Origin of the sequence: Pseudoalteromonas sp. SR43-5 (genome assembly GCF_014163835.1) — a bacterium.
In the GTDB taxonomy this organism is placed as follows: Bacteria; Pseudomonadota; Gammaproteobacteria; order Enterobacterales; family Alteromonadaceae; genus Pseudoalteromonas; species Pseudoalteromonas distincta.
Map to the genome: position 1 here is coordinate 1 of NZ_JACJEA010000030.1, position 13,074 is coordinate 13,074.

A 13,074-nucleotide genomic window follows, 5' to 3' on the forward strand; every position below is an offset into this window, starting at 1 on the left:
AGTATGTTCGTTAATCATAATGTGCCCTCAAACAAGATTTGAAGATCTGATCATGACATTGAGATTTAGTTCAAAAAAATCCCCGCTAATTTCTTAGCAGGGATTTGTGTATAAGAGACAGCTAATTAGCGCCTTTTTGATTATTGTTTAATTTTTATAATTGCCACTCTCTGGCTATCAGCTCACTTGGTTGACTCGTTAACCACTCTTGCGGGCGTAAGTAATACTGATATAGGTTAGCTTCTGGGCTACTTGGCTCTGGTTTATAGTTATATTCCCAGCGTGCAAGTGGTGGCATAGACATTAATATAGACTCAGTGCGCCCGCCACTTTGCAATCCAAATAAAGTGCCCCTATCCCATACTAAATTAAACTCAACGTAGCGCCCGCGACGATAAAGCTGAAAATCACGTTGTTGCTCTGTGTATTCGTCATTTTTGCGACGTTCAATAATAGGTAAATAGGCATCTAAAAATCCATTACCCACCGATTGCATAAACGCAAAACTCTTTTCAAAACCAAGTTCGTTTAAATCGTCAAAGAATAAACCGCCTACTCCGCGAGTCTCATCTCTGTGCTTTAAATAAAAGTACTCGTCGCACCAGGTTTTGTATTTTGGATAAACGTCGCTGCCAAAAGGCGCACAAATGTCGTGAGCAACTTGATGCCAATGTTGTACGTCTTCTAATACTGGATAAAAAGGAGTGAGATCAAACCCGCCACCAAACCACCATATTGGCTCTTCGCCTTCTTTTTCGGCTATAAAAAAGCGCACATTGGCATGACTTGTTGGTACATGAGGGTTTTTAGGGTGAATAACTAACGACACACCACACGCATGAAAGCTGCGCCCTGCAAGCTCTGGTCTGTGCGCTGTTGCCGAACCAGGCATTGAAGCGCCAAATACATGAGAGTAATTAACTCCGCCTTGCTCTATTACAGTGCCATTAGTGGTTACGCGTGTACGACCACCACCGCCTTCTGCTCGCTGCCAGTTATCTTCTATAAATTTAGCACTGCCATCTGCAGCCTCCAAACCTTGGCAAATAGTGTCTTGCAAAGACATAAAGTATGCTTTTACTTGATTTAATAATTCGCTTTGCATATTAACCTCTAAATATTTTGCCAGTCATGGCGTCTTTTATTGTGCTTGGTTGAGTATTACCACCTAACGGCTCGTCAACGTAAAAGCCAACTTGTTCTGCAAATTGCGCTTTGGCTTGCTCAATACTAATTACCGTTTCTTGACCGGTTAAGTTTGCACTGGTTGATACTAATGGCTTGCCAAACTCTTGGCACAAACGCTTTACTGTTGGATGGTTTGTTACTCTTACCGCGATGGTATCAAACTGCCCTGTGAGCCATTTAGGCGTATTTTTAGATGCAGGCATAACCCATGTAATTGCAGCAGGCCAACTCGAAAAAATATCAGCGCGTTTATCCATTGGTATTTTTGCATCATCTACGTATTTTAATAATTGTCCGTAGTTATCAGCGATTAAAATAAGCCCTTTTTCAACCGGGCGCTGCTTAATAGCTAATAGTGCCTCAACGGCTTGTTGATTATCTGGATCACAACCTAAACCATATACAGCTTCTGTTGGGTATAAAATAACTTCGCCTTGCGTTAAGCATGTTATTGCAGTGGGCGTATTTGAAAGGTCTGACAAAGTAGTCTCCAGATATAATTAAACGTTATTCAGTTGGGGTGAGCTTATGCATGCAGCTTTTTTGTGGGCATTGCAATAATATGCCGTTTGCCATATTTCTTTCTATGACGATAGGCCAGTCACATTCAGGACACGGATGTTCAACCGGTTTATTATTAAGCGTGTATTTACAACTTGGGTAGCAATCACAAGAATAAAATACTTTACCAAACTTATTACTGCGCGCGACTAAATGACCTTTTTTGCATTTAGGGCAACTAGGCAAAGTATCTTCGCTTTGCTTTTCTTCATTTTCGTTAGCAATATAATGACACTCTGGATAACCCGTACACCCAATAAACATACCATAGCGGCCATTTTTAACCACCAGCGGTTTGCTACACTCAGGACATGCAGAATCTTCTAATATTTTGATTTCGTTACTGTCGTGATGTGCCAGCGGCCTAATAAAGTCGCATTTGGGATAACTTGCGCATCCTAAAAAAGGGCCTGATTTACTATTGCGGATCACTAACTCTGAACCACACTGTGGGCATATCTCGTATTCTTTTTCGAGGGCGTGCTTGTTCGCCGAGAAAAGCGAATGGTCGATTTTACTCATGGTGATCCTAATAGGTTGGTGAATTTTCGCCTAATATACCCAAACCACTTAAAGATACAAGCAATGCCGTGCTTATCCTTTTAAGTAATTTGAGTACAATCAAGATAATTATCTCTAATGAAGAAGTTCGCTGGGTTCATCAAAAATCAAATCTTCCATTTGCTCATATGCCTCTTCAGAGCCAGGAACGTTAAACAAGATCATAAGTACAATCCACTTTAAGTCTTCTAGGCTTATAGTTGGTTTATCGAGAGAGGCTAAACAGTCCATTACCATTTCACGTGTTACATTGTTAATTACGCCTATTTGTTCAATAAACATTAAAAAGCCACGACACTCAGCGCTGAGCCTTTGGCATTCACTATCGGTAAATATACGCACAGCATCTTTAGGGTTAGCAATAAGATAAGGAGACTCATCGCTGTGTTGTAAATCGGCTAGTTGCTCTAACCAATCAAGAGCTTTAAATATCTCAGGCTTATTAAAGCCCGCACGCAGTAGCTCATCGGTTAACTCATTTTGCTCTGCAAATATATCCGCTTCGCTATGAATGTAATTTTCAAAAAGATACAAAAGAATATCAAACATATTACCTTCCTGCGCTTAACTTGATGTAACCATCTAAGACTCGCTCAATCTGATCGTCTAATTCTAAATCGAGCAACCTACTGAGTACTTTATCTATTGGCCACTGCGCACGACGCACAATGTCATCTACACTGGTTACTTCAAAGCCAATACTATTTAAAACCTCACATTGAGAATTGGCTTGAATCGGCTGCTCTTTATTAAATACATTATTGTCGTAAGTGAAACTCACCTCATCAAGAATGTCAGCCACGTTTTCTACCAGCTTAGCACCTTGCTTTATTAAAAAGTGACTTGCCTGCGCTAACGGGTTTTTAATAGAACCCGGTACTGCAAATACCTCTTTATTTTGTTCAAGCGCATAGCGTACTGTAATTAACGAACCACTTTTAATTTCAGCTTCAACAATAAGCACTCCTAACGATAACCCAGAAATAATACGATTACGGCGCGGAAAGTTGTGCGCATGAGCAGCTGTGCCTGGTAAAAACTCACTCACCAGCAAACCGCTTTCTAAAACTTGGTCTGTTAATAGTTTATGGCGTTTGGGGTAGTAAATATCAACCCCAGTACCAAGCACAGCTATGGTTTTACCTGTACCAGCAAGAGAACCTTTATGTGCTGCACCATCTATTCCCCGCGCCATACCTGAAGTAACTGTAATACCCGCCAAAGTTAACTCGTATGCAAATTCTGAGGCTATTTCAAGCCCGGTAGGTGTAGCATTACGACTGCCAACAATTGCAATTTGTGGAGTTGATAATAACGAGACATCTCCCCTGCAAAATAGTAATAAAGGCGCACTGGCAATCTGCCGGAGATCTTCTGGGTAAAGCGCATCAAAAATACAGACAACAGTAATGTTGTTCAGCGCTATTAATTGCTCATAATGACTGACTTGTTGCCAATTGGTGTTGAGTAAATTACTCGCTTGATTAGCGGTTAACCCAAGCTGTAAAAGCTTGTCATGAGATAAGTCGAATAACGACCCAAGGGAATAGTTTGTAGATAGTGCTAAAAGGGTTTTTATACCCAACCCTTTACACATATAAAAGGCAAGCCAGTGGGCTAGCTTGCCAGATGACTGATCCATGCTCTCTCCTAGAGCACCGACTCGCTACTTCTTAATGAATAACTGCAATATCTCCAATGCGAATTGGGTGCTGGTTTTTAGTTATTAATGCATAACTTACTTTGTCATACACTTTAAAGACAATTAGCTCACCAACTTTTTCTTTAGGCATGGTCCACGTTGTGTTTTGTTCGTCAGACTCATCACCAAATAATTGGCTCACATCAGATAAAAGCTTCTCATATTTACTAGAATCTTCTGGATAACGAGGGCCACGAGGACCATCAATAACCGTTGGTGATTGACGCTCTAGATCTAATACATGACCCGCTTCTATATTGTGTTCACTGCCTAAGTTTAGCACCACAACATCCATTGTGCTGAATTCTCTAACTTCGCGTGGTGAAGCAATAATATTACCTGTTACAGGTTCTAAAGGACGGTGTATATCAAAGTACGCAGGAAGCATTTGGCCTTCCATTGCCGGCATTAAAAAATCACCTTGCTGAATTTCTCGTTTAACAGACTCAACGCGTAATGACGAAGGCACGCCATTTTTCTCATCGCCCGCTCTAAAAGCACGTGCTATACCCACGTAAGATGCACGCGTTGCTAACACTTCACCGGTTAAATCAGTGTAGGGGTCACCTTTATGGTAAATAGCATATGCTTTATGTACTTGTAAGTCGCCTTTAACATATAAAATATGGCCTAGCGTTTGTGTTTTAGTATTTTCGTTTGCACCTAAAATATAAGGTTTGCCTTTAATATCGTCACTGTTCATTGCTTGCTCGTAACTGATATAAGGTTTGATCATTTCAAGCGGCAAAGTAGTTATAGCATCACGCCCTTTTGGTGTAATACGACCCTGAGGAGATAGCTTTCTATATCCTTTATTTATCACTAAACGTGGGTTTCCATCTGCATCGTATATCAACGCTAATGCATCACCGGGGTAAATTAGGTGTGGGTTGTCAATTTGTGGATTCATTTGCCAAAGTTCAGGCCATAGCCAAGGCTCATCTAAATAGATGCCAGAAATATCCCAAAGTGTATCGCCTTTTTTTACAACATACTGTTTTGGTGCGTCTTTTTTTATTTTAAGTACATCAGCAACTGCGGGAAACGCAGCGCTTAACGTAAGCATGATTGCAAGTAGTGGAGATTTCATCGAGCTTCCTTGTATTGTTTTTTCATTATTATTGCCCAAAACCTGTTAAAGGTGAACGCGAATGGCTAAAATAAGAGCATACAATACCCTAAATTAAGCACAAGTGAAAAAGGTAACTATGGCTAGGTTAGAAGTTTTAAGATTTCCAGATGAACGTTTACGTACTGTAGCAAAAGATGTTGTACAAGTTGACGACACAGTACGCCAAATTGTAAAAGACATGCTAGAGACAATGTACGATGAAAATGGCATTGGACTTGCGGCCACGCAAGTAGATATTCATCAACGAATCGTTGTTATTGATGTATCAGAAGAGCGCAATGAGCCACTGGTATTAATTAATCCACAAATCATTAAAAAAGACGGCTCTACCGTTAGCGAAGAAGGCTGTTTATCAGTACCTAACTCGTATGCAAAAGTAGATCGCGCAGAAACAGTAACAGTCGCAGCACTTAACGAAAACGGTGAAGAATTTGTACTAGATGCAGATGAATTATTGGCTATTTGTATTCAACATGAACTAGATCACCTTCAAGGTAAGCTATTCATTGATTACTTATCTCCATTAAAGCGCCAACGTATTCGTAAAAAGCTTGAAAAAGAAGCCAAGTTTGCAGAACAGTAATAAGCACCTTAGGAAAACTCAGTGACTCAACCATTACGCATTATATTTGCCGGTACGCCGGACTTTGCCGCACGTCATTTACAAGCGCTGATACAAAGCGAACACCAAATAGTGGGTGTATATAGCCAGCCAGATCGCCCTGCAGGTCGTGGTAAAAAATTAAAAGCCAGTGAAGTGAAAGAGCTAGCGCTTGAGCACAACTTACCGGTTTTTCAGCCACAGTCATTAAAAAATGATGAAGCACTAGCTGAGCTAACAAGCTTAAATGCCGACATTATGATTGTTGTAGCATATGGCTTAATTTTACCTAAAGCTATTTTAGAAGCGCCACGTTTAGGTTGTTTAAACGTGCATGGCTCTATATTACCGCGCTGGCGCGGTGCTGCACCTATTCAACGCGCAATTTGGGCAGGTGATGAACAAACCGGCGTAACAATAATGCAAATGGATGAAGGGCTAGATACCGGCGATATGCTACATATAAGCCGCTGCCCTATTAGCACAACAGAAACTAGCGCAAGCTTATATACAAAGCTTGCTGAGCTAGGTCCAGATGCGTTAATTGAAACCATTAATAAATTAGCTAATGGTGAGATCACCCCTGAACCTCAAGACGATGAACTTGCTAACTACGCTAAAAAGCTTTCTAAAGAGGAAGCTGATATCGACTGGTCCATGAGTGCGCTTCAAATCGAGCGAAACATTCGCTCTTTTAACCCGTGGCCAATGTGCTTTACCCAAATGGGTGGGCAAACAGTAAAGATTCATCAAGCGCAGGTTATGCTGCAATCAGGTGATCCTGGGCAAATTTTATCAAGCGACAAAAATGGCGTAGTAGTGGCGTGTGGCGAACACGCTTTATGTATTACGCAATTACAGCCGCAAGGTAAAAAACCAATGGCAATTAACGACTTTTTAAATGGTCGTAGTGACTGGGTTACTCCTGGCACAATATTAGGCGAAAACAATGAGTAATGTTCCAAACGTACGAGCGCTTGCCGCTGAAACTTTATATAACGTAGTTGATAAAGGCGCATCGCTTAATCAAGAACTTCCATTTGCAAGCCAAGGCTTGCCGCCTAAAGATAAAGCGTTGCTACAGCAAATTTGTTATGGCGTTTTACGCTACTTACCGAGCCTTGAAAATTACTGCCAACACTTAGTAGAGCAGCCATTAAAAGGTAAACGTAGAATATTTCAGTTTTTATTATACGTAGGTATTTATCAACTGCAGCATATGCGCGTACCACCTCATGCTGCCATTTCAGAAACGGTTAACGCACTGGCTCAACTACGCGCTTTAGGATTAAAAGGACTGATAAACGCCATTTTACGTAGCTTTCAGCGTCAACAAGCTGAGCTTGAAGAAAAAGCGAAGCTTATTCCGGTATGTTTATACAACCATCCAAATTGGTTTATTAAACAGGTGCAAACAGCCTACCCAGATAGCTGGGAAGCACTACTTGAAGAAAACCAGCAACAAGCGCCTATGTGGCTTCGTGTAAACCAAGCACAATTTAGCACGCAAGAATACAGCGACATGCTTAGCGCTAACGATATTGAACACACCTTAAACCCTGATTTTATTGATGGGATTAAGCTTGCCAAACCACGTGATGTATTTTCGTTACCTGAGTTTGATACAGGTGCATGTTCAGTACAAGATGCTGCCGCACAACTTGCAGCTCGCTTTTTAGAACCTAAAGCAGACGACTATATTTTGGATGCCTGCGCAGCCCCTGGCGGTAAAACATGTCATATTTTAGAGCTTGCTGATGCAGATGTACTTGCACTTGATAGCGACTCAACTCGCCTTGAACGTGTTAAGCAAAACTTAACTCGTATTGGCTTAGGTGCAGACCTACAATGTGGCGATGCATCGCAACCACATACCTGGTGGGATGAAAAATTATTTGATCGTATTTTACTTGATGTGCCTTGTTCGGCCACTGGCGTAATTCGCCGTCACCCTGACATAAAATGGTTACGTCGCGCATCAGATATCGAAGACTTAGCCAAGTTACAAAGCGATATTCTTGATAGCATTTGGCCACTGTTAAAACCAGGTGGCACATTGGTATATGCTACGTGTTCGGTTCTTCCACAAGAAAACCAACAGCAAGTTGCTAAGTTTTTAGCTAATAACGATGATGTAGAACATATACCTCTACACGAAAACGATACCGTAACAACGCCAGGTTTGCAGTTACTGCCCGGTGAAAGTGATGGATTTTATTACGCTAAGCTAGTTAAAAAAGCCTAATAGCCGTACACTAAATAGTTAGCCATTTATGAAACATTAAATGGCTATTTTTTTAATTAAATTATGATCAATACCACGGGTAAATAATGAAAATAATTATACTCGGTGCCGGGCAAGTTGGTGCTACGCTTGCTGAAAACTTAGTTGGCGAACAAAACGAAATTACCGTTGTTGATATAGACGGTAACCGATTACGTGAACTTCAAGATAAGTACGACTTACAAGGGGTTATGGGCCACAGTGCGCATCCTGATGTATTACGCCGTGCAGGTGCTGAAGATGCCGATATGATTATAGCGGTAACCAGTTCAGATGAAGTGAACATGGTTGCATGCCAAGTGGCGTACAGTATTTTTAAAACGCCCACTAAAATTGCCCGCATTCGCTCAGAGCAATATTTAAAATACCGCGAAAAACTATTTCAAAACGATGATTTACCAATCGATCATTACATTGCTCCCGAAGCACTGGTCACTAAGTATATTCGCCGTTTAATTGACTACCCTGGTGCTCTGCAAGTATTGCAGTTTGCTGATGGCATGCTCTCGTTAGTAGCCGTAAAAGCTTACTATGGCGGTTTACTTGTAGGTTATGCGTTATCTGCACTTAAAGAACATATTCCTAATGTAGAAACTCGTGTTGCCGCTATTTATCGTCAAGGTAAAGCAATAAAACCATTGGGTACCACCGTTATTGAAGCCGATGACGAAGTATTCTTTATTGCCGCTACAAAACATATACGCGCAGTAATGAACGAGCTACAAAAACTTGAGCGTTCGTACAAAAAAATTATGATAGCTGGTGGCGGTAACATTGGGGCAGGCCTTGCCCGCTCACTTGAAAAAAACCACACCGTTAAACTAATTGAACGCAGTAAAGAACGTGCTGAGCAACTCTCAGAAATGCTCGATAACACGGTCGTTTTTTGTGGTGACGCATCTGATCAAGAACTGCTCTCAGAAGAGCATATTGAACAAGTAGATGTGTTTATTGCCGTAACCAATGACGATGAAGCAAACATTATGTCAGCCATGCTTGCAAAACGTATGGGCGCACAGAAAACCATGGTGCTTATCCAGCGTGGTGCTTACGTTGATTTGGTACAAGGCGGCGAAATAGACATTGCCATATCGCCACAACAAGCAACAATATCAGCGTTATTAACGCACGTACGCCGTGGTGATATTGTTAATGTGTATTCACTGCGTAAAGGTGCGGCAGAAGCCATAGAAGCGGTTGCTCATGGTGATGAAAGCACATCTAAAGTTGTTGGTCGCGCGATTGCCGACATAAAACTTCCAGCGGGTACAACTATTGGCGCAATAGTACGTAATGACGATGTACTGATAGCTCACGATGATACAATTATTATGTCGGGCGATCATGTCATTATGTTTTTAATCGACAAAAAACATATTACCGTTGTAGAAAAACTATTCCAAGTAAGTGCTATATTCCTTTAACTAGTTACGCTAATTAGTTAATTTAAAATACAAAAAAGCCGCTGACTAAGGCGGCTTTAGTGGAGTATCTTCGAATATTGATTACTGTACCTTTGAAAACTCTTCTTTAGAGATTTCACCATTTCCATCAGTATCTAAATCATCAAAAATCTTCACAAGTTGAGGGTTAACCTTCGCTTCTTCCATTGTAATCGCACCGTCGCCATCTGCATCAAAAGAGGCAAAATCTACTGCAGCATATGCTGCTGATGAAGATGCTAAAACGATAACTGCAAGTGTTGTATTGAATGTTTTCATAATAATATTCCTAGTAATATGGGAAGTCCTTTTCAAAGATCCCTGACTGTGAAAAATGTTTAATCTGAAAAAAGATTAGTAATTAGCGAATTCTTCTTTAGAAAGCTCGCCGCTACCGTCGGTATCTAGCTCAATAAATTCAGCCATTAAATCGGTATCGACAGCCGCTTCGCTTGGGCTAATTGTGCCGCTACCATCGATATCAAGGCTGTCAAAATCTGATGCTGCAAATGCAGCTGAAGAAGATGCTAGTACTATAAGTGCTAATGCTTTATTTAAATGTTTCATAACTTAATCCTTCAATGTTCTATCAAAAAAATTGCTTCGTTTAACTTAAAACGTAATTTTTCACTTCCTTGTTATCCTCTTTCGTAAGCTCCCTTGCCTACTTAGGTTGTCTTTGGCAACTCAGGATAAATACTTTTTAATTAAGCTTCTGAAAATTCTTCTTTTGATAACTCACCATTTTGGTCAGTATCAAGCTCAGAAAACATGCTCATTAATTTTGCGTCTACTGATGCTTCTGCTTGGCTAATTGTGCCACTGCCGTCTACATCAAGTGTGTCAAAATCTGTTGCTGCAAAAGCGGCTGAAGAAGATGCAATAGCGATAAGTGCTAAAGTTTTATTAATGCTTTTCATAATATGTATCCTTCAAATTTATGTGTGTGCGATTAAGTGTTTCACTTTGAATCACGATTTCGTTCAGTACACCCTGACTATTACAACTTAAATGCCAACATTGAAAAGCCATTAACTTTCAAAAAGTTAAAAACAAAACATACAATAAGTAGGAATTTTCAGAGTCATTACTGTTGCCTTTTCGCAACACGCTTTAGAGGTGAAAAAATAAAGCCATTAAAAACAACTAGTTATGTTTATATAAAAAGATACATTTTAAAATGTAGAGCTATAAAAGGAGGGATTTTAAAAAATAATTAAGGTTAATTTTAACGAAGTAGCTATAACAACAAAAAACAAGCCATAACAAAAAATACGTAAAACATTGTTTTATATGAATAATATTTTTAATTATATAAAAACAAAAAAACACTTTATAAATACTCACGTAAAACGACATTTTGTTGCAAATAAGCGAAAAACGATTTAGTCAACGGTGGGCTCAAGCGCAGATGGGTCTATAAAATGCTCTTTCATAAAGGTTTTCATTTCATCCTCGCTTGCTAGTAGCTTAATTCCGCAGTGCACACCTGCGACATGCTCTTTAACACTGCAAATTTCACCTTCAAAATCTTTATCACTACTATTGAGTACGACAGTGCATTGCATATCTTTAATACCTTCAGCTTGCTGATCGCCTCTAATATCAAACATTACACCAGTGAGTGAAATGTCTTTAATAAGGCCTTCAAGCACTCTATCGTCACTTAGTTTTAGCTTTGCAGGTAACAAGGTAGGTATGCGTGTTTGCGAGCGTAGCGCAAATAGCTGCACTTGCTTAGGAAAATTAATAAAGACGAGTTTAGCGGGATGAGAGGCTACTGACATAATTTGCTGGCGAAACGCAATAACTTGCCCGCCACTGCCTTCAATCAGTGCTCTTACAACAACCATTACACCATCACGTAAATAGTCACTCGCTGCAGGTAAACGCTTAGCATTGGGATAATTTAAAATAATAAACTGTTTATCGAGTAAACCAACTAATTCAGTTTTAACACGCTTACTGCTTGTAGGTGTTAATATTTCTAGGTCAACTAAACTGCCTACACCTATATGCTTTAGCTTTTCTAAATTTGTTGGCATATCCCTTTTTCCAATATTTTGTAATTTAAAACTTAAGCCGCTCGTTTATCCACGCCAAAAAGTAGGCGTAAATAACACTAATAAAGTAAATATTTCTAGGCGACCAAACACCATTGCAATAGTAAGCAACCATTTAGCACCATCGGTTATAGCACCATAATGCGACGCTACATCTCCTAAGCCAGGCCCTAAGTTATTTAAACAAGCCGCAGTGGCTGAGAACGCAGTTATGTTATCCATACCCGTGCCCATAAGCGCTAACATGATAATAATAAATACAAGCGCATATGCAGAGAAAAATCCCCACACGGCTTCTACTACTTTGTCTGGCAACGCCTTACGACCCAGCTTGATTGAATATATAGCCCGTGGGTGCACTAAACGATTGAGCTCACGCACGCCCTGCAAATAAAGTAAAAATACGCGCACTACTTTCATACCACCACCGGTAGAGCCTGCACAGCCACCAATAAAGCTCGAAAATATAAGTAAAATAGGTAAAAACAAAGGCCATGTTGAAAAGTTATCAGTAGCAAAGCCTGCTGTTGTACTCATTGAAACAGCTTGAAATAACGCCTGATCGAGGGTTTCATCGCCATTAGCAAATATTTCGTTAGAGGAAAGTACGGTAAAACAAATAACCACCAGCGCTAATTGAATACACAAAAACACCTTAAACTCTGGGTCTCTAATATAAACTTGTATATTTCGGCTCGCCACTGCGGCGTAATGCAGGGAGAAGTTAACAGCGGCAATAATTAAAAAGAACACACAAATAAAGTTAATTACAGGGCTGTCAAAGTGCCCCATGGAGGCGTCGTAAGTAGAAAAACCACCTATCGCCACCGTTGAGAATGCATGGCATATAGCATCAAACCACTCCATTCCCGCAGCCCAATAAGCCAGCATACAAGTAATAGTCAACGACACATAAATATACCAAAGGTGCTTTGCAGTATCGGCAATTCGCGGGGTCATTTTAGAATCTTTTACAGGCCCTGGTATTTCAGCGCGGTACAACTGCATACCACCAACACCTAGCATTGGGAGTATAGCAACAGCGAGTACGATTATACCCATACCGCCAAACCACTGGAGTTGCTGGCGATAAAACAATACCGACTTGGGTAAATACTCAATACCGGTAAGCACCGTAGCGCCGGTGGTTGTTAAGCCAGAAAATGCTTCAAATACCGCATCGGCGAGCGATAAGTTAGGTTCTTGTAAAAAGATAAGCGGCAAGGACGCAAACGCCCCAAGTACCAGCCAAAACAAAACAACAATTAAAAAGCCTTCACGTGCTTTTAAATCACCGTTTTCATGGCGGTTTGGGTAATAAGCCATCATGCCAATAACAACACTAAAGATAAATGCTAAAACAAAAGGAACACCACCACCGTCTTTGTATATTAAAGACACCAGTGCCGGAGGCACCATGGTAATACTAAACAGCGCAACAAGTTGGCCAAGAATTTTTATGATGGTACGAAATTGCATTTAGCTTGTCGCTTTTATTATTAGTAAATTCAGGCTGAGTAGTATCAACCAAATTAAATAG

General features: G+C 40.4%; 15 protein-coding genes. 4 read left to right on the top strand and 11 right to left on the bottom strand.

Annotated elements, in window-relative coordinates; all coding sequences use genetic code 11:
• Positions 1-154: 154 nt before the first annotated feature.
• From hemF to H5090_RS16110, 6 genes are all read right to left on the bottom strand, one after another.
• Entirely contained in the window at positions 155-1,105 is a 951-nt protein-coding gene (gene hemF, locus H5090_RS16085; protein ID WP_182696204.1) for an oxygen-dependent coproporphyrinogen oxidase, read from the bottom strand.
• Between the two features lies 1 nt (position 1,106).
• The gene (locus H5090_RS16090; protein ID WP_004335153.1) at positions 1,107-1,670 is read right to left on the bottom strand and encodes an L-threonylcarbamoyladenylate synthase; all 564 of its coding nucleotides are present in this window, start codon (positions 1,668-1,670) and stop codon (positions 1,107-1,109) included.
• A 25-nt stretch (positions 1,671-1,695) separates the two neighbouring features.
• Positions 1,696-2,271, bottom strand: coding sequence for a type I DNA topoisomerase (locus H5090_RS16095; protein ID WP_004335155.1), 576 nt, complete (start codon positions 2,269-2,271; stop codon positions 1,696-1,698).
• Positions 2,272-2,385: 114 nt separating this feature from the next.
• Positions 2,386-2,859, bottom strand: a complete 474-nt coding sequence (locus tag H5090_RS16100) for a DUF494 family protein (protein WP_004335158.1) — start codon at positions 2,857-2,859, stop codon at positions 2,386-2,388.
• A 1-nt stretch (position 2,860) separates the two neighbouring features.
• Positions 2,861-3,952, bottom strand: a complete 1,092-nt coding sequence (dprA, locus tag H5090_RS16105; RefSeq protein ID WP_024594983.1) for a DNA-processing protein DprA — start codon at positions 3,950-3,952, stop codon at positions 2,861-2,863.
• Between the two features lie 31 nt (positions 3,953-3,983).
• Positions 3,984-5,102 (bottom strand): LysM peptidoglycan-binding domain-containing protein, encoded by a 1,119-nt coding sequence (locus tag H5090_RS16110; protein ID WP_182696205.1) that lies wholly within the window; start codon positions 5,100-5,102, stop codon positions 3,984-3,986.
• Between the two features lie 118 nt (positions 5,103-5,220).
• Between H5090_RS16110 and def the strand changes: the two genes are divergently transcribed.
• The 4 genes from def (at position 5,221) to trkA (ending at position 9,453) form a co-directional block, all read left to right on the top strand.
• Positions 5,221-5,727, top strand: a complete 507-nt coding sequence (gene def, locus H5090_RS16115) for a peptide deformylase (RefSeq protein ID WP_004335162.1) — start codon at positions 5,221-5,223, stop codon at positions 5,725-5,727.
• A gap of 21 nt (positions 5,728-5,748) precedes the next feature.
• Positions 5,749-6,702, top strand: coding sequence for a methionyl-tRNA formyltransferase (fmt, locus tag H5090_RS16120; RefSeq protein ID WP_182696206.1), 954 nt, complete (start codon positions 5,749-5,751; stop codon positions 6,700-6,702).
• Positions 6,695-7,990 (top strand): 16S rRNA (cytosine(967)-C(5))-methyltransferase RsmB, encoded by a 1,296-nt coding sequence (gene rsmB / locus H5090_RS16125; protein WP_004335167.1) that lies wholly within the window; start codon positions 6,695-6,697, stop codon positions 7,988-7,990. Before fmt ends, rsmB begins: the two co-directional genes overlap by 8 nt.
• Positions 7,991-8,076: 86 nt before the next feature.
• Entirely contained in the window at positions 8,077-9,453 is a 1,377-nt protein-coding gene (trkA, locus tag H5090_RS16130) for a Trk system potassium transporter TrkA (protein WP_154904167.1), read from the top strand.
• An 81-nt stretch (positions 9,454-9,534) separates the two neighbouring features.
• Here the strand turns inward: trkA and H5090_RS16135 are convergent, their stop codons facing one another.
• The 5 genes from H5090_RS16135 to H5090_RS16155 all read right to left on the bottom strand — a co-directional run bounded on the left by H5090_RS16135 (position 9,535) and on the right by H5090_RS16155 (position 13,013).
• Positions 9,535-9,750 carry an EF-hand domain-containing protein gene (locus H5090_RS16135; RefSeq protein WP_024597191.1) on the bottom strand — a complete coding sequence of 72 codons (216 nt, stop codon included), beginning with the start codon at positions 9,748-9,750 and terminating at the stop codon, positions 9,535-9,537.
• A gap of 75 nt (positions 9,751-9,825) precedes the next feature.
• Positions 9,826-10,038, bottom strand: a complete 213-nt coding sequence (locus H5090_RS16140; protein ID WP_004335174.1) for a calmodulin — start codon at positions 10,036-10,038, stop codon at positions 9,826-9,828.
• Between the two features lie 140 nt (positions 10,039-10,178).
• The gene (locus H5090_RS16145) at positions 10,179-10,391 is read right to left on the bottom strand and encodes an EF-hand domain-containing protein (RefSeq protein WP_004335175.1); all 213 of its coding nucleotides are present in this window, start codon (positions 10,389-10,391) and stop codon (positions 10,179-10,181) included.
• A 465-nt stretch (positions 10,392-10,856) separates the two neighbouring features.
• Complete coding sequence (locus H5090_RS16150; RefSeq protein ID WP_024597190.1) at positions 10,857-11,516, bottom strand: flagellar brake protein; 660 nt, start codon at positions 11,514-11,516, stop codon at positions 10,857-10,859.
• A gap of 45 nt (positions 11,517-11,561) precedes the next feature.
• The gene (locus tag H5090_RS16155) at positions 11,562-13,013 is read right to left on the bottom strand and encodes a TrkH family potassium uptake protein (RefSeq protein WP_004335179.1); all 1,452 of its coding nucleotides are present in this window, start codon (positions 13,011-13,013) and stop codon (positions 11,562-11,564) included.
• Between the last annotated feature and the right edge of the window lie 61 nt (positions 13,014-13,074).

Coding starts and splice junctions, on each gene's coding strand:
- hemF (WP_182696204.1), bottom strand. CDS start 1,105: ATGCAAAGCGAATTATTAAATCAAGTAAAAGCATACTTTATGTCTTTG.
- H5090_RS16095 (WP_004335155.1), bottom strand. CDS start 2,271: ATGAGTAAAATCGACCATTCGCTTTTCTCGGCGAACAAGCACGCCCTC.
- H5090_RS16100 (WP_004335158.1), bottom strand. CDS start 2,859: ATGTTTGATATTCTTTTGTATCTTTTTGAAAATTACATTCATAGCGAA.
- dprA (WP_024594983.1), bottom strand. CDS start 3,952: ATGGATCAGTCATCTGGCAAGCTAGCCCACTGGCTTGCCTTTTATATG.
- H5090_RS16110 (WP_182696205.1), bottom strand. CDS start 5,102: ATGAAATCTCCACTACTTGCAATCATGCTTACGTTAAGCGCTGCGTTT.
- def (WP_004335162.1), top strand. CDS start 5,221: ATGGCTAGGTTAGAAGTTTTAAGATTTCCAGATGAACGTTTACGTACT.
- rsmB (WP_004335167.1), top strand. CDS start 6,695: ATGAGTAATGTTCCAAACGTACGAGCGCTTGCCGCTGAAACTTTATAT.
- trkA (WP_154904167.1), top strand. CDS start 8,077: ATGAAAATAATTATACTCGGTGCCGGGCAAGTTGGTGCTACGCTTGCT.
- H5090_RS16135 (WP_024597191.1), bottom strand. CDS start 9,750: ATGAAAACATTCAATACAACACTTGCAGTTATCGTTTTAGCATCTTCA.
- H5090_RS16140 (WP_004335174.1), bottom strand. CDS start 10,038: ATGAAACATTTAAATAAAGCATTAGCACTTATAGTACTAGCATCTTCT.
- H5090_RS16145 (WP_004335175.1), bottom strand. CDS start 10,391: ATGAAAAGCATTAATAAAACTTTAGCACTTATCGCTATTGCATCTTCT.
- H5090_RS16150 (WP_024597190.1), bottom strand. CDS start 11,516: ATGCCAACAAATTTAGAAAAGCTAAAGCATATAGGTGTAGGCAGTTTA.
- H5090_RS16155 (WP_004335179.1), bottom strand. CDS start 13,013: ATGCAATTTCGTACCATCATAAAAATTCTTGGCCAACTTGTTGCGCTG.